The organism is Shinella zoogloeoides (assembly GCF_020883495.1).
Taxonomy (GTDB): domain Bacteria; phylum Pseudomonadota; class Alphaproteobacteria; order Rhizobiales; family Rhizobiaceae; genus Shinella; species Shinella zoogloeoides.
On record NZ_CP086610.1, the window covers coordinates 2,133,742 to 2,149,410 of the forward strand.

Genomic DNA, 15,669 nt, shown 5'->3' on the forward strand with positions numbered 1-15,669 from the left:
TCTAGCGGACCTCGAAGGCGAGCGCGTAGCCGACGCTCTCGCCCGGCGCAAAGTCCGGCGCTTCGCCGGAGGCAATCAGCTCCTCCCGCGAGGCCAGCCGGTGCGAGACCGGCTCGATGCCGAGCACCGCGCAGCCGGGCGACTGGTTCCGCCAGACCTGCAGGTAAGGCAAGGTGTCGGTGCGGAAGCGGATATGCACGCTGCGCCCGCCAAGCGCGGCGATCGGCCCCACGGCGATCTCCGCCCAGCCATGCTCGGCCGTCTCGGTCACCGGGACGCAGAATATCTTCATGTCGCCGTCGTCGAAGCGCCAAGGCAGGCTGCCGCCGGGCAGCATGGCGCCGGTCAACCGCGTGTTCTCGTCGAAAAGGCCGGTACCGAAATTGATATGGTACATGGCGAAGGGCGGCCACGGCCTGTCGCCCGTATTGGTGACGGCGTCGTCGAGCGAGATGTGCCCCGTGCGCCGGTCGGCACGCCAGCGGCGGGCAAGATCGGCCGTGCCGCCATGGGCGAGCGCAACGGCGACGCGCCCCTCGCAGATCGCCTCGCCCTCGTCCTCCTCGATGGCGATGTCCCGCGCCGGATGGGAAGAGAGCGAACCGTGCAGCGGATAGCGCCGGCCATCGGCCGCGCCTTCCACCGGCACGGGATGGCGGATGTGATCCGGTCCGCAGGTGAAGAGAAAGCCCGGCAACGCCTTGTCGATGCGCGGATCGCCGTCCGAGGGAATGGCCGATCCGGGCGCGATGTCCACGCCATGGAAGACGGCGCTTGCGACATCGAGGGCGGAATGCGCCGTCAGGTCGAGGCGGAAGGACTGGTCCGGCGTGTCGGCGGCAAGGGCGAAAGGCATGTCAAACTCCGGTGAGACGGGCAAGGGCCGCATGCTAGGGCCAAGCGTTGCGCAGCGCCATCGGGGCCGCGTCTTCGTCCCGTATCTTTTCATGGAACGGCGGCGCGGGACTACAAGTTTTTACCATGCGCGTTGACGTTACGTTCACCATCGATTCAGTTTTCCATATTAAGGTCCGAATTGAAGTGTTCCGTCCGCGCGACATATGCAATCTGGCAGGTCAACAGCCGTGAATTCGATTTTCAAAACAAGCATTTCGTTTCTTGCAGCCGCATCCGTTCTCGGATTCGCGGCCCTGCCGGCCAAGGCCCAGCAGCAGCAGCTCTCCCGCAATACGATTCTGGTTTCGCCCGAAGGCGATATCCTCGACTATGTTCCCGACGACGGCAGCATGCGCTGGGGACGCGACAGCCGCGGCCGCAAGGTGCTGATCGACGCCTGGGGCGATATCGTCGCGACCGCCGTGCCGGCCGACCGCTATTTCGGCAATGACGGCGATGCCGCCCCCTCGCGCCGCGAGCGTTACCGCGAAGCCCGCGGCTATTCGGAAACGAACCCGGACTATTTCCCCCCGGCCCCCGGCGCCGAATATGACGACAACCTGACGACCAGCTCCGTGCCGGAAATGCGCGAGGCGCTGCCGGACGACAGGGATCGCCGGACGCCGCCGGATACCGATTTCGGCAATACGCAGCCCATGCCCGGCCTTTCCGATGACCCGGACGAGGCGCTGGCGCTGCCGGCGGAAGGCACCGATCCGAACACCGAATTCGTGCCCGGCCCGAAATTCGCGCCGGCGGCCGCGCTCGGCAAGATGTCGTCCGCCGAGGTCACCGCCCTTCAGGTGTTCCTCGACCGCGAGGGCTTCTCCCCGGGCGTGATCGACGGCAAGAAGGGGTCCAACGTCACCAAGGCCATCGAGGCCTGGCAGAACGCCACCGGCGAGACGCTCGATCCGAACAATGCCGACGATATTCTGGAGCGCCTGCGCCTGTCCGGCGGCATGGCCTTCACCACTTACGAGATCACCGCCGCCGACGCGGCCGGTCCCTATGTGGCGTCGATCCCGGACGACTATGCCCACAAGGCCGCGCTGCCGCATCTCTCCTTCACCTCGACGGAAGAGATGCTGGGCGAGAAGTTCCACATGGACGTCGCCTATCTGAAAGAGATCAATCCGGGCGTCGACTTCACCATTCCCGGCACGCTCGTCAAGGTCGTCGATATCGGTGAGAAGAAGACGGGCAAGGTCGCAAAGATCCTCGCCGACAAGGGGCGCAAGCAGGTGCTCGCCTATGACGCGAACGGCACGCTGATCGCCGCCTATCCGGCGTCCATCGGCTCGTCGGACACGCCCTCGCCCTCCGGCACGGTGACGGTCCAGCGCATCGCGCTCAATCCGGGCTACACCTACAATCCGAAGATCAACTTCAAGCAGGGCAACAACGACAAGGTGCTGACGCTGCAACCCGGCCCGAACGGCCCGGTCGGCACCGTCTGGATCGCGCTCTCCAAGCCGACCTACGGCATCCACGGCACGCCGGAACCGTCCAAGATCGGCAAGACCCAGAGCCACGGCTGCATCCGCCTGACCAACTGGGACGCCACCGAGCTTGCCAAGATGACGAGCGCCGGCGTGACGGTCGAATTCGTCGACTGATCGCCAACCGAAGACAGCCAACGAAGCCGGCCCGCAAGGCCGGCTTTTTTCGTTCCGGCAAAGGCCGAAGGAAAATGGAAAAAGGCCGGGAGCGCGCTGCGCTCCCGGCCTTTTCAATCCGTCAAACGGCTTTACGCCGCGCGGGTATAACCGGAATTGCGCGCCGGCTGGGCGGTGCCGCCGGTGCGGAAGGCGCTGAGCTGGGCGGCGATGGAGGCGGATTCGGCGGTCAATGCCTGGCTCGCGGCATTCGCCTGCTCGACCATCGCGGCATTCTGCTGGGTGATCTGGTCCATGGCGTTGACCGCCTGGTTGACCGCCTGCAGGCCCGTCGCCTGCTCCGCGGTGCTGGCGCGAATCGTGTTGAACACCGCGCTCACCTCCACGACCTGTGACACGATCTGGCGCAGCGACTGGGCGACCTCGCCCACCGAGCGCACGCCGTCCTCGACCTGCCCATGGGATTTCGCGATGAGGTTCTGAATGTCCTTGGCGGCATCGGCGCAGCGCTGGGCGAGCGCCCGCACTTCCGAGGCGACGACGGCGAAGCCGCGCCCGGCCTCCCCGGCCCGCGCGGCCTCGATGCCGGCGTTCAGCGCCAGAAGGTTCGTCTGGAAGGCGATCTCGTCGATCACCTCGATGATATTGGCGATGGCCGACGAGGAGGCCTGAATCTCGCCCATGGCGGTGATCGCCTCTTCCACCACCTCGCCGCTGCGCTGCGCATTGTCGCGCGCGGCCATGACGAGGGCGTTCGCCTCGTTGGCGCTCTGCGCGGTCTGGCGCACGGTGGTCGTCACCTGCTCCACGGCCGCCGCCGTCTCCTCAAGGTTGGCCGCCTGCCGCTCCGTGCGCTTGGCAAGATCGTCGGAAGCCGAGGCGATCTCGCGGGCGCTGAGATGGATCGACCCCGCGCCGGCGCCGATATTGCCGATGGCCTGCGCCAGCGTGGAGATCGCGTGGTTGAAGTCGTCGCGCAGCGCCTCGTAGGCTTCCGGCAGCGCGCCGGTGATGCGCGCCGTAAGGTCGCCGTCCGAGATACGCTTCAGCGCGGCACCGAAGGAATCGCTGACAAGCTTGCGCTCCTCGGCGAGAACCTGCGCCTGCACCGCCTGCTGCTTGGTGACGTCGGACGTGTCCTGGTAGACGGAGATCGACAGGTCCATGTCGAGGAACATCGCCTTGAGCAGGCTGGAGAAACGCGCCGCGAATTCCTCCGGGCCGATTTGCGGACGGGAGAAGAGACCGCCCTTCGGCCAGAGCGATTTTACCGCTTCCGTCAGCAGATGCTCCACGACGAGCGCATAGCCGCCGATATACCAGCGCGGCTCCAGCCCGATACGGGCATGCACATGGCCGATCGTCTGCACCTTCGAGGCATAATCGCCCGTGAAGTCGCCGGCGGCGATGTTCGCCCAGTGGCCGAGCTGCGCGTTCTTGGCGCGGTTCATATGCGCGTCGTTCGCGAAGAGGTGGTTCACCTCCGGGCTCTTGCGCACGATGGCGTAGAACTTATCGAGCGCCGGCCCCATCTCCTTCTCGATAAAGGGTTTCAGGCTGCGCAGCCGCTTCAGCGCGGCCTCGTCGAGACCGAGATAGTCCAGGCGGCGCGCGATATCGGGATTCTGGCTGGCGGTCTGCGGGGCTGGCTTCATGAAGAGGGTATCCTGGAACGCGAGAGACGGGAGGAAAACGCAATGCTCCCCGGGTCGGCGGCCCGCACGGCGCGCCCACCCCGCGACCCCTCATGGGTCAAGTTGAAGGCGAACACCTTCAGGGAATAGCTTTCTGAGGCGATATCATTAGGTTAGTCATGGTAAATTGTTCATTACCAAGCCTCGCGCGGAGGACGGAAAACGGCTGCGCCTTTCGTCGCAGCCGCTCCGGTCGTTCATCAATTTTCAAGGTCTCAGGCTGCCTGCCGCAGCGTGCGGAACAGGCCGCGCCCGGTGGCGCTGCGTTTGCGCGAAGGAAGAAGGCCCAGTACCTCCCCGGCGAAGAGGCGCGCATTCTCGCGCGCCTTGTCGAGATTGCTCACCTTGGCCGGGTCCATCGAATAGAGCGTGCCGCCGCAATCGAAGATATCGCGGAAGGCCGTGCGTTCGCCGATCGGCGTATCCAGCACCGCAACGCCGCGCGCCGAAAGCAGCGCCTTGATCGCCGCCATGGCGCGGGTCGTCACCATGGAATTCATGCGCGTCAGCACCACCGAATGGCCGATGCGGATGCCGGCCTTCTCATCGAGCTGCTTGAGCAGTTCGAGGATCTGCGCAGCGCCCCGCGCATCCATCGCACAGCCCTGCACCGGGATCATCACATGATCGGAAAGGCCGATGGCCGTCGCGACCAGCGCATCGCGCGCGCCGGCAAGATCGATGATGAAATAGTCGGTCGTATCGCGGTTCTCGCGGATATGCCCCTGGATGGAGGCCATGGAGACTTCCGAGATGACGGCGATGTTGCGCTGGCGGCCGGAAATTTCATGCCAATGGCTGATCCAGCGCTGCGGATCGGCGTCGAGGATGGTGATGCGATGGCCCTGGCTGGCAAGCTCGGTGGCCAGAATGAGGGCCGCGGTGGTCTTGCCCGCGCCACCCTTGGCATTGGCGAATGTGATGACTGGCATGACGTTTCCTCTCGAAGGCTGCGAGCGTCCTCATTGCTCTCATCAGACGACCCGGTGGAAATGGCGCCCGCTTAACCGAACCTTTCAAAACATGGTTAACAAAGAGGAAATTTCCGTATCGCGAGGATTAATGAGACAGCGCGTCAAATTTGCGCTTTGTAAAGAAAAAACCCGGAAAACCAATGTTTTCCGGGCTTCTGTCATTTGTTAACGGTGAGAATTCAGATGCATTCGACGAAGAGGCGCTTGGCCGCGTCGAGTGTCAGTTCCACCGGGTTGCCGCCGGCCGTCGGGTCGACGATGGCCATGGCGGACATCTCGTCGATCCGGTCCGTGCCGACGCCGAGCGCCGAGAGCTTGTCCGGCACGCCGAGTTCCTCGCGCAGGCGCAGCACATAGTCGAAGAAGCCGTCGAAGCCGCCGGCAATACCGAGATAGGCGGCGGCGCTGGCGATCTTCGCCTCGATGGCCGGACGGTTGAAGGTCAGCACCGGCGGCATCACGACGGCATTGGTCATGCCGTGATGCGTGTTGTAGATCGCGCCGACCGGGTGCGACAGCGAATGGATCGCGCCGAGGCCCTTCTGGAAGGCGACAGCGCCCATGGCGGCGGCCGACATCATATGGGCGCGGGCCTCGATATCCGTGCCGTCCTTGTAGGCGCGCGGCAGGTATTCCTTGACGAGACGCATGCCTTCGAGCGCGATGCCCTGGCTCATCGGATGGTAGAACGGCGAGCAATAGGCTTCGAGGCAATGGGCGAAGGCGTCCATGCCGGTGCCCGAGGTGATGACCTTCGGCATGCCGACCGTCAGTTCCGGGTCGCAGATCGTCACCGAAGGCAGGAACTTCGGATGGAAGATCACCTTCTTGGTGTGCGTCTCGGAATTGGTGATGACGGAGGCGCGGCCGACTTCCGAGCCGGTGCCGGCCGTCGTCGGCACGGCGACGATGGGCGCGATGCCGTCGGAATTGGCGCGGGTCCACCAGTCGCCGATATCCTCGAAATCCCAGACGGGGCGCGTCTGGCCGGACATGAAGGCGATTGCCTTGCCGAGGTCGAGGCCCGAGCCGCCGCCGAAGGCGACGACGCCGTCATGGCCGCCGTCGCGGAAGACCTTGACGCCGGCTTCGAGGTTCTTGTCGGTCGGGTTGGGATCGACCTCCGCGAACATCGCCCGGCCGAGGCCTGCGGCCTCGAGAATATCGAGCGCGTTCTTGGTGATCGGCATGGTGGAAAGGCCGCGGTCGGTGACGAGCAGCGGCTTCTTCATGCCGACCGCCTTGCAGTGGTCGGCCAGTTCCTTGATACGGCCTGCCCCGAACTTGATCGCGGTCGGGTAGCTCCAGTTGGCGGTGATGGTCATGCTCTTCAAGCTTTCCTGAAATGGTAGGATTTCGGACGGGTAAGGTTGTGGAAGCCGATGACGGAGAGCGAGCCGCCGCGGCCCGTTTCCTTCACGCCCGTCCAGCACAGCGCCGGGTCGAGATAGTCGGCGCGGTTCTGGAAGACGGTGCCGGTCTCGAGGTCCCGGGCGATGCGGGCGGCGCGCTCGCTGTCCTTCGTCCAGAGCGAGACGGTGAGGCCGTATTTGCAATCGTTCATCAGCGCGAGCGCTTCCTCGTCGCTCTTCACCTTCATGATGCCGACGGCCGGGCCGAAGGTCTCTTCCGTCATGAACTCCATGGAGTGGTCCACATCGACGAGGACCTGCGGCGCGACGTATGCGCCGCCGTCATCGGCCGGGAAGAGCTTGGGATCGACCAGCGCCTTCGCGCCCTTGGCGACGGCATCGGCGATCTGCGAGCGTACGGTCGCGGCAAAGCGCTTGTGCGCCATGGGCCCAAGCGTCGTTTCCGGGTCGAGCGGATTGCCGAGCTTGTAGTTGGAAACCCAGGCGACAGACTTCTCGACGAAGGCGTCGTAGAGCTTCTCGTTGACATAGACACGCTCGATGCCGCAGCAGCACTGGCCCGAATTGTAGGTCGCGCCGTCCATCAGCGTATCGACGGCGGCGTCGAGGTCTGCGTCTTCCATGACGTAGCCCGGGTCCTTGCCGCCGAGTTCGAGACCGACCGGCGTGAAGGTGCCGGCAGCCGCGCGCTCGATGGACCGGCCGCCTTCGACGGAGCCCGTGAAGTTGACGAAATCGAAGCTGTTGCCGGCGATCAGCGCCGAGGTCGTGTCATGGTCGAGGAAGACGTTCTGGAAGACGTCTTCCGGCACGCCCGCCTCGTTGAAGGCGCGCACGAGGCGTTCGCCGACCAGCAGCGTCTGCGCGGCATGCTTGATGATGACGACATTGCCGGCCATCAGCGCCGGGGCGATGGTGTTGATCGCCGTCATATAGGGATAGTTCCACGGCGCGATGACGAAGACGACGCCGTGCGGTTCACGCTCGATACGGCGCTCGAACTTGGCACTGTCCTCGATGACGATCGGCGCCAACGAGGAGCCGGCGATCTCGGCGACATAGTTGGAACGCTCGTTGAAGCCCTTGAACTCGCCGCCGTAGCGGACCGGGCGGCCCATCTGCCAGGCGATTTCCGGCACGATCTCGTCGGCCATCTCGTTGACGCGGGCGACGCCCTTGAGAACGAGCTGGATGCGCTCGTCCAGCGGGCGCTTGGCCCAGGCCTTCTGCGCCTTCTTCGCGCGGGCGACGACGGCCTGCGCGGCCGCCAGCGGCATCGTCTCGCGCTCGGCATAGACCGAGCCGTCCACGGGGGATATGCATTTGATCACAGTCATGATCGACTTCCTGTTGGTTCTATCGGAATTTCAGTTTTGACGGGGTCCCGCCGCGCCTTTGCGCCCGCCGGAGAATCTCCGGGGGCCAAAGGGGCAGACCCGCGCCGTTCTTACGCTCTCTCGAAGCCGCGCGCCACCTCCCAGTCGGTGATGCGGCGGTCGTATTCCTCCTGCTCCCATTCGGCGGCGCGGACATAGTGATCGACCACGTCGCTGCCGAAGGCATCGCGCAGCATGGCCGAATCCTTCAGGGCCGCGGCCGCGCCGCGCAGGGTCCGCGGAATCTCGCGGATATCCTTGCCGCCATAGGCATCACCCTCGAAGGGCGCTTCCAGTTCGAACTTGCCCTCGATGCCGGCGATACCGGCGGCAAGCAGCGCCGCCATGGCGAGATAGGGGTTGAGGTCCGAGCCGCCGACGCGGCATTCGATACGGATGCCCTTGGTGCCCTCCCCGCACAGGCGATAGCCGGCGGTGCGGTTGTCCTTGCTCCAGATCGCCTTGGTCGGCGCGAAGGTGCCGGCGACGAAGCGCTTGTAGGAATTGATATAGGGCGCGAGGAAATAGGTGATCTCGCTGGCATGGGCGAGCAGGCCCGCCACATACATGCGCATCATTTCCGACATGCCGTATTTGGCGTCCCTGTCGAAGAACCTCGCTTCCTTGCCGTCGAGGCTCCAGAGCGACTGGTGGATATGCGAGGAGGAGCCGGCGGCGTTGTAGTTCCACTTGGCAAGGAACGTCACGGCCTTGCCGCGCTGCCAGGCGATTTCCTTGGTGGCGTTCTTGATGATCGAATGCCGGTCCGCCATGGTCAGCGCCTCGGCGTAGCGCACATTGATCTCCTCCTGGCCGGGCGAAGCCTCGCCCTTGGAGTTCTCGACCGGAATGCCCGCGCCCTGCAGGCCGTTGCGCAGCGCCCGCATCACATCCTCTTCCTTGGTGGTCTGGAAGATGTGGTAGTCCTCGTTGTAGCCGCTTGCGGGCTGGAGGTCGCGGTAGCCGCTCTCGCGGGCGTGGTCGTAGGTCTGGTCGAAGAGGTAGAATTCCAGCTCGCTCGCCATGAAGGGCTTGAGGCCCATGGCCTCCAGCCGCTTGACCTGCTTCTTGAGGATGGCGCGCGGCGAATGCGGCACTTCCTCATGGGTGTGGTGGTCGAGCACGTCGCAGAGCACCAGCGCCGTGCCTTCGAGCCAGGGCAGCTTGCGCAGCGTCGCAAGGTCCGGCTTCATCGTGTAGTCGCCGTAACCGGCGGCCCAGCTCGTCGACTTGTAGCCGGGGACGGTCTCCATCTCCATGTCGGTCGCCAGCAGATAGTTGCAGCTATGCGTTTCCTCATAGGCGCTGTCGACGAAATATTGTGCGTGGAAGCGTTTGCCCATCAGGCGCCCCTGCATGTCGACAAGGCATGCGAGAACGGTGTCGATGCGGCCCTCGGCCACATCCTTCTTCAGGTCATCGAATGTATAGGTCACGGTCATCGGGGTGGTCCTGCGGGTTATGGCGGCGTGCCGGACCGGACCTCAAGCGGCCCGGCCCGGCGTCTTGGATGGCGTCAGCCGTTCACGTAGGGCGGGCCGGCCTTGTTGATGACGGCATTGTAGTCCTCGAATATCTTGACGACCTTGGCGGCCGTCTCGCCCTGCTCGGCAATCTCCTTCCAGAAGACCTTCGCTGCGTCCTCGACGGTCTTCCATTCCTCGGCCGGGATGCTGGTGAGCTTCAGCTTCGTGCCTTCGGCGCGCAGCTTCGCCTCGCCGCCCCAATACCACTGGTCGCGGTAGTTGTTGCCGGATTCGATGGCCGTCATGACCAGCTTCTTCAGGTGATCCGGCAGTTCCGCCCACTTCTTCTCGTTGACGAAGAAGGAGCCGATCCAGGCGCCGGAGATGTTGTTGGTCAGGAAGTGGTCCGTCACATCGGCCCAGCCGACCGTGTAGTCCTCGGTGATGCCCGACCAGGCCATGCCGTCGAGTTCGCCGGTCTGTACGGCGACCTGCGCATCCTCGTAGGGGATCGTCACCGGCACGACGCCGAACTGGCTGAGGAAGCGGCCCGCCGTCGGGAAGGTGTAGAGGCGAAGCCCCTCCAGGTCCTTGACGGAGGTGATGGCCTTCTTGGTGTTGAAGTGGCACGGGTCCTGGCCGGAGGACGAGAGCCAGACGACGCCCCCGACCTTCTCATAGGACGAGCGCCAGATGTCGGCGAGGCCGTACTGCTTGAACAGCACCGGCACGTCGAGGATCGACTTGGTGGCGAGCGGGAAGTAGCCGCCGAAGGTGGCGACGTCAGCCGGGGACGCCATCGAGTCGTCGTCCGAATGCACGGCGTCGATGGTGCCCGCCTGCAGCGCGCGGAAAAGCTCGCCCGTCGGCACGATCTGGTCGGCGAAGTAAAGCTCGATTTCCAGCTCGCCCTTCGCAGAGGCGTTGATCGCGTCGACGATCGGCTTGGTGACATGCTCGCCGAGCGCGGCGCCCGCATAGGTCTGGAAACGCCACTTGATAGGCTCCTGGGCCCGCACGATGGCGGGTGCGGAAAGTGTCGCGGCGCCGGCTCCGATCGTAACCGCCCCGGCCCGTGTCAGAAATTGCCTTCTATTGGTCATATCTCTTTCCCTCTGGTTATCATCAGGCTTTGCCGGGAACGGCCGTTCATCCCGGACGGTCAATGGTCTTTTCTTCTACCGGCCTCATTACTCCCACGGGCGCCGGCGGCTGTCGCCGCCGGCAAACTCGTCACTTGCTGTAGTAGTTGTTCGGCAGCCACGTCGCGATTTCCGGGAAGCAGCCGATGATGATCAAGCTTGCGATCATGATGCCGACGAAGGGCCAGATCGATGCATAGATATCGCGCATGGTGATGCCGGGCGGCGCCATGGCGCGCATCATGAACAGGTTGTAGCCGAAGGGCGGCGTGATGTAGGCGATCTGGCAGGTGATCGTGTAGAGCACGCCGTACCAGACGAGATCGAAGCCCAGCTTCTGCACCAGCGGAATGTAGAGCGGGGCGACGATGACGAGCATCGCCGTATCGTCGAGGAACATGCCCATAATCAGGAACGAGAGCTGCATCAGCACCAGCACCTGCCACGGCTCCAGCCCCAGGTCGCCGAGGAAGAAGCGCTCGATGGACTTGACCGCGCCGAGACCGTCGAAGACCGCGCCGAAGCAGAGCGAGGCGATCAGGATCCACATGAACATGCAGGTGATGCCGAGCGTCTTCTGAAGCACGTCGTTCCACAGGCTACGCGACAGGCGGCCGCGCTGCCAGGCGACGAGCGCCGAGGAAATGGCGCCGACCGCCGAGGCTTCCACGAGGCTGGCGATGCCCGAGAGGAACAGCCACATCATCAGCGTGAAGATGCCGAGCGGCAGGATGCCGGCCGTGAGCAGCTTCAGCTTCTCGCTCGTCGGCACGTGGCGCTCCTCCGCCGGCAGCGCCGGGCCGAGCGACGGATTGATCCGGCAGCGCACATAGACGTAGATCGCCATCAGCGCCGCCATCAGGAGGCCCGGGAACACGCCGGCAAGCCAGAGCTGGCCGACCGGAACGCGGGCGATCATGCCGTAAAGCACGAGCACGATGCTCGGCGGGATCAGGATGCCGAGCGTCGAGCCGCCCTGCACCACGCCCGTCGTCATCACCTTGTCGTAGCCGCGGCGCAGCAGTTCCGGCAGCGCGATGGTCGCACCGATCGCCATGCCGGCGACGGAAAGGCCGTTCATGGCCGAAATGATGACCATGAGGCCGATGGTGCCGAGGGCAAGGCCGCCGTTGATCGGTCCCATCCAGACATGGAAGGCCTTGTAGAGGTCTTCCGCGATGCCGGATTCGGAGAGCATGTAGCCCATGAACACGAACATCGGCACCGTCAGCATCGGATACCATTTGACGAGCTTCATGGCGGAGGCGAAGCCCATTTCCGAGCCGCCCGTTCCCCACAGGAGGAAGGCCGCCACGACGCCGACGAAGCCGATCACGGCAAAGACGCGCTGCCCGGTGAGCAGCAGCACCATCATGCCGGCGAACATCGTGATTGCGATGAATTCATAGCTCATGCGATGGGCCTTCCCCGCAATTCGGCGATATCCTTGAACAGCGAAGAGGTGGCCTGCGCGAGCATCATCACGACGCCGAAGGTCATGACGATCTTGATCGGCGCCATGTAGGGCGCCCAGGCGGAGAAGCTCTTTTCCTTGAACTGGATGGCGTAGGTCGTGCTGGCGATGCCGCCGAACAGCATGAAGCCGAGGAACACGATCAGCGCGATGGCGGTCACCACGTCGAAGGCGGCGCGGCGGCGCACCGACCACTGGCTGTAGAAGAGGTCCATGCGCACATGATCGTCCGTCTGCATGGCGAAGGCGCCGCCGAGCATGTAGTAGGCCGCCATGGTGAACTGGGCGGATTCCAGCATCCAGTTCGCCGGCAGGTGGAACGCCTTCGAAACCGACGAATAAAGCAGGATCGCGAACATCGCGAAGATCAGATACATCGCAAAAAGGCCGACGCGCCGGTTGAACGTGTCGACGAAGCGCACATAGCTCTTGATGAAATCAGGCATCGGCCCTGCCTCCCCTGGCAGCGGCGGCATTCTCAGCCGGACCGGTCCTCCAAATTGACAACGCAAGCATTCGCCTGGCCTCTCCAGTTCGTGTTCTTTTCCGTTTCCACGGCATTCCGTTCCCGGGTCGTTTTTTAATTGATTGCGGAAAGGCTCTTGCCGAGCAGTCCCGTCAGATAGCCGGCCACGACCTCCTGGCCGGCTTCGTCTCGGATGAGGTCGTTGCGAACCTCGATCATCACATTGGCAAGGCCGTTGGAAAGGCCGTGCTCCCTGAGGGTATGCGTCACGCCGTCCTCAGGCCCGTACGGCTCGTTGCGGCGGGCGTCGTAGCGCCTGTCGGCTGCAGCTTCGGTCAGCATGGCGTCGGCAAGGCGCGTGTCGGCATCGTGCAGGATGCCGATTTCCACGTCGCGCTGCTTGCCGAAATAGACGGGGGTGAAGCTGTGCATGGTGACGATGACCGGCGGCCTGCCCTCGGCGATACGCGCCGTCACCAGACGGGAAAGCGTGTCGCGGAAGGGCAGATAGAGCGCCTCGGTGCGGGCGTCGCGCGCCGCCTGATCCAGCCCCGCATTGCCCGGAACATCGAAGACCTCGCTCTTTTCCGGCATGGCGGCCGGTGATTCCGGCGGACGGTTGCAATCGTAGACGAGGCGCGAGAAGCGCTGGTGGAGCAGCGTCGCATCGAGGCTTTTCGCTATCAGGCGCGAAACGGCGAGCGCGCCCGGATCCCAGGCGATATGGCTTGCCAGCGCCTCCTCGGAAAGTCCGAGCGTGCCGAGCGACTTCGGCAGGACGCGCGATGCATGCTCGCAGACCAGGATCACCGGACTGCGGGCAATAGCATTCTCCAGGGCGACAGGGTCGCCCTCCTCCACACTCAGAATTCCCATGAGCCTGATCCCCTCGACCGGCTTTTATCGTTGATGAAGAGAATTCTTCACCATTCTGCCAGTGTCAACCGGGGGATGAAAAAATCTCTTCAAAAAATCATTTGACTCGAATTGTGACAGCGATGTTTAATTTTGAAAACTCCGGCAAAGACCGGAGCGCAGGGGAATAACTTGACGCTCAACCAAGCATCCATGACGGTGTCGGATGTGATCCATGCTCATTTCGATGCGCTGACGCGCGCCGAAAGGCAGCTGGCCACATCGCTGCTCGATAACTATCCCGTCTCCGGCCTCGGCAGCATCACGACCGTGGCGGAAAACGCCGGCGTGTCGACGCCGACGGTCGCGCGCATGGTGCAGAAACTCGGCTTCCGCGGTTTCCCGGATTTCCAGGTCCGCCTGCATCACGAGCTGGAGGCGACGCTTTCCAGCCCCATCAGCAAGCACGACCGCTGGGCCGCCAACGCGCCCGGCACCCACATCCTCAACCGCTTCGCCGACGCGATCATGACGAACCTGCGCCAGACACTCGCGCAGGTGGAGGCCGCCGAATTCGACGGCGCGGCCGCCCTCCTCGCCGACCGCCAGCGCAGCATCTACATCATCGGCGGGCGCATCACGAAGGCGCTCGCCGACTATCTCTTCACCCATCTCCAGGTCATCCGCCCGAACGTCACGCAGATTGCGTCCAATCCCAGTTCCTGGCCGCATTACGTGCTGAACATGAAGGCCGGCGACGTGCTCGTGATCTTCGACATCCGCCGCTACGAGCAGGAGATGGAGACGCTCGGCCGCGTCGCCCGCGAGCGCGGCGTGGAGATCGTGCTGTTCACCGACCAGTGGGCCTCGCCCGTCGCCAAGGCGGCGGCAAGGGTCTTCCGCGTCCATATCGAGGCGCCGTCCGCATGGGATTCCTCCGTCGTGACGCTCTTCATCGTGGAAGCGCTGATCGAAGCGGTGCAAAGTTCGGGCTGGGAGGAAACCAGCGGCCGAATGAAGACGCTGGAGGGTCTGTTCGAGGCCAGCCGGCTTTTTCGCAAACCCCGGCCGGAGGTTTCCGGCAAGACCTGATCGACATACGAAAAAAACGAAATAAAACTGTCACATAAGCTTCATACGCCGCAAGTAATCACCACGCCGAAATGCCTGACACACAAAAGGAGAACCCCGTGATGTCACATACGAAACGTCTGCTCTCGCTCTCCACCGCCATGGTGATCGCCACCACGTCGCTCGCCTTCGCCGAGCCGAGCGCGGAGCTGATCGAGGCCGCCAAGAAGGAAGGCATGCTCACGACCATCGCGCTGCCGCATGACTGGTGCGGCTACGGTGACGTCATCGCCTCCTTCAAGGCCAAGTATCCGGAAATCCAGGTCAACGAACTGAACCCGGACGCCGGCTCGGCCGACGAAATCGAAGCCATCAAGGCCAACAAGGACAACAAGGGCCCGCAGTCGCCCGACGTGATCGACGTCGGCCTCGCCTTCGGCCCGTCCGCCAAGGCCGAAGGCCTGCTGCAGCCCTACAAGGTCTCGACCTGGGACGAGATTCCGGACGAGATCAAGGACGCCGACGGCCACTGGTACGGCGACTATTACGGCGTGATGTCCTTCCTCGTGAACAAGGACCTCGTCGCCAATTCGCCGAAGGACTGGGCCGACCTCCTGAAGCCGGAATATGCCGGCCAGGTCGCGCTTGCCGGTGACCCGCGCGCCTCCAACCAGGCGATCCTCGCGGTTCTCGCCGCCGGTCTTTCCAAGGACGCCAAGTCCGGCAAGGAAGCCGGCGAGGCTGGCCTTGCCTACTTCGCCGAGATGAACAAGGCCGGCAACTTCGTTCCGGTCATCGGCAAGTCCGGCACGCTGGCGCAGGGCTCGACCCCGATCGTCGTCGCCTGGGACTACAACGCGCTGGGCTGGGCCAAGACCCTCAACGGCAACCCGCCGACGGAAGTCGTCGTTCCGGAGAAGGGCGTCCTCGCCGGCGTCTACGTCCAGGGCATCTCGGCCTATGCGCCGCATCCGAACGCCGCCAAGCTGTGGATGGAGCACGTCTACTCCGACGAAGGCCAGCTCGGCTGGCTGAAGGGCTATTGCCATCCGGCGCGCTTCAACGCCATGGTCAAGGCCGGCAAGGTTCCGCAGGAACTGATCGACGCCCTGCCGCCGGCAGCGTCCTATGAGAAGGCCTACTTCCCGACGCTCGAGGAAGTCGACGCCAACAAGGCCGCCGTCACCGGCGCATGGGACAGCGTCGTCGGCGCGAACGTGCAGTAAGCGACATCCTTCGTCGCCCCGGCCGCATGCCGGGGC

Annotated in this window: 13 protein-coding genes; 3 read left to right on the top strand and 10 right to left on the bottom strand. The window is 64.2% G+C overall.

The annotated features are described in order from the left end of the window. Position 1 precedes the first annotated feature (1 nt). A complete protein-coding gene (locus K8M09_RS10655) occupies positions 2-856 on the bottom strand; it encodes a DUF4432 family protein (protein WP_160786057.1) in 855 nt (284 codons plus the stop codon). Positions 857-1,151: 295 nt separating this feature from the next. Between K8M09_RS10655 and K8M09_RS10660 the strand changes: the two genes are divergently transcribed. Next, complete coding sequence (locus K8M09_RS10660) at positions 1,152-2,516, top strand: L,D-transpeptidase family protein (protein ID WP_380734847.1); 1,365 nt, start codon at positions 1,152-1,154, stop codon at positions 2,514-2,516. 131 nt (positions 2,517-2,647) lie between these two features. On the opposite strand, the gene K8M09_RS10665 is transcribed toward K8M09_RS10660, so the two are convergent. The 9 genes from K8M09_RS10665 to K8M09_RS10705 all read right to left on the bottom strand — a co-directional run bounded on the left by K8M09_RS10665 (position 2,648) and on the right by K8M09_RS10705 (position 13,357). After that, a complete protein-coding gene (locus K8M09_RS10665) occupies positions 2,648-4,171 on the bottom strand; it encodes a globin-coupled sensor protein (RefSeq protein ID WP_160786059.1) in 1,524 nt (507 codons plus the stop codon). A gap of 254 nt (positions 4,172-4,425) precedes the next feature. Next, the gene (locus tag K8M09_RS10670; RefSeq protein ID WP_160786060.1) at positions 4,426-5,142 is read right to left on the bottom strand and encodes a ParA family protein; all 717 of its coding nucleotides are present in this window, start codon (positions 5,140-5,142) and stop codon (positions 4,426-4,428) included. Between the two features lie 221 nt (positions 5,143-5,363). Continuing rightward, complete coding sequence (locus K8M09_RS10675; RefSeq protein ID WP_160786061.1) at positions 5,364-6,509, bottom strand: iron-containing alcohol dehydrogenase; 1,146 nt, start codon at positions 6,507-6,509, stop codon at positions 5,364-5,366. Positions 6,510-6,514: 5 nt separating this feature from the next. After that, positions 6,515-7,894 (bottom strand): aldehyde dehydrogenase family protein, encoded by a 1,380-nt coding sequence (locus K8M09_RS10680; RefSeq protein WP_160786062.1) that lies wholly within the window; start codon positions 7,892-7,894, stop codon positions 6,515-6,517. 110 nt (positions 7,895-8,004) lie between these two features. Then, positions 8,005-9,375, bottom strand: a complete 1,371-nt coding sequence (locus tag K8M09_RS10685) for a glutamine synthetase family protein (RefSeq protein WP_160786063.1) — start codon at positions 9,373-9,375, stop codon at positions 8,005-8,007. Between the two features lie 74 nt (positions 9,376-9,449). Further along, a complete protein-coding gene (locus tag K8M09_RS10690; protein WP_160786064.1) occupies positions 9,450-10,502 on the bottom strand; it encodes a TRAP transporter substrate-binding protein in 1,053 nt (350 codons plus the stop codon). A 130-nt stretch (positions 10,503-10,632) separates the two neighbouring features. Continuing rightward, entirely contained in the window at positions 10,633-11,955 is a 1,323-nt protein-coding gene (locus K8M09_RS10695) for a TRAP transporter large permease (RefSeq protein ID WP_160786065.1), read from the bottom strand. Beyond that, the gene (locus K8M09_RS10700; protein ID WP_160786066.1) at positions 11,952-12,461 is read right to left on the bottom strand and encodes a TRAP transporter small permease subunit; all 510 of its coding nucleotides are present in this window, start codon (positions 12,459-12,461) and stop codon (positions 11,952-11,954) included. The genes K8M09_RS10695 and K8M09_RS10700 overlap by 4 nt, the downstream gene beginning before the upstream one ends. A 134-nt stretch (positions 12,462-12,595) precedes the next feature. Beyond that, positions 12,596-13,357, bottom strand: coding sequence for an N-formylglutamate amidohydrolase (locus K8M09_RS10705; protein ID WP_160786067.1), 762 nt, complete (start codon positions 13,355-13,357; stop codon positions 12,596-12,598). Between the two features lie 192 nt (positions 13,358-13,549). Here K8M09_RS10705 and K8M09_RS10710 point away from each other — a divergent pair, with 192 nt between their 5' ends. Then, positions 13,550-14,428, top strand: a complete 879-nt coding sequence (locus K8M09_RS10710; protein ID WP_160786103.1) for a MurR/RpiR family transcriptional regulator — start codon at positions 13,550-13,552, stop codon at positions 14,426-14,428. Positions 14,429-14,526: 98 nt separating this feature from the next. Continuing rightward, complete coding sequence (locus tag K8M09_RS10715; RefSeq protein ID WP_160786068.1) at positions 14,527-15,633, top strand: ABC transporter substrate-binding protein; 1,107 nt, start codon at positions 14,527-14,529, stop codon at positions 15,631-15,633. Positions 15,634-15,669: the final 36 nt, after the last annotated feature.

Excerpts from the sequence above, each read along its gene's own strand:
- K8M09_RS10655 (WP_160786057.1), bottom strand. The coding sequence starts at position 856 with ATGCCTTTCGCCCTTGCCGCCGACACGCCGGACCAGTCCTTCCGCCTC.
- K8M09_RS10665 (WP_160786059.1), bottom strand. The coding sequence starts at position 4,171 with ATGAAGCCAGCCCCGCAGACCGCCAGCCAGAATCCCGATATCGCGCGC.
- K8M09_RS10670 (WP_160786060.1), bottom strand. The coding sequence starts at position 5,142 with ATGCCAGTCATCACATTCGCCAATGCCAAGGGTGGCGCGGGCAAGACC.
- K8M09_RS10675 (WP_160786061.1), bottom strand. The coding sequence starts at position 6,509 with ATGACCATCACCGCCAACTGGAGCTACCCGACCGCGATCAAGTTCGGG.
- K8M09_RS10680 (WP_160786062.1), bottom strand. The coding sequence starts at position 7,894 with ATGACTGTGATCAAATGCATATCCCCCGTGGACGGCTCGGTCTATGCC.
- K8M09_RS10685 (WP_160786063.1), bottom strand. The coding sequence starts at position 9,375 with ATGACCGTGACCTATACATTCGATGACCTGAAGAAGGATGTGGCCGAG.
- K8M09_RS10690 (WP_160786064.1), bottom strand. The coding sequence starts at position 10,502 with ATGACCAATAGAAGGCAATTTCTGACACGGGCCGGGGCGGTTACGATC.
- K8M09_RS10695 (WP_160786065.1), bottom strand. The coding sequence starts at position 11,955 with ATGAGCTATGAATTCATCGCAATCACGATGTTCGCCGGCATGATGGTG.
- K8M09_RS10700 (WP_160786066.1), bottom strand. The coding sequence starts at position 12,461 with ATGCCTGATTTCATCAAGAGCTATGTGCGCTTCGTCGACACGTTCAAC.
- K8M09_RS10705 (WP_160786067.1), bottom strand. The coding sequence starts at position 13,357 with ATGGGAATTCTGAGTGTGGAGGAGGGCGACCCTGTCGCCCTGGAGAAT.
- K8M09_RS10710 (WP_160786103.1), top strand. The coding sequence starts at position 13,550 with ATGACGGTGTCGGATGTGATCCATGCTCATTTCGATGCGCTGACGCGC.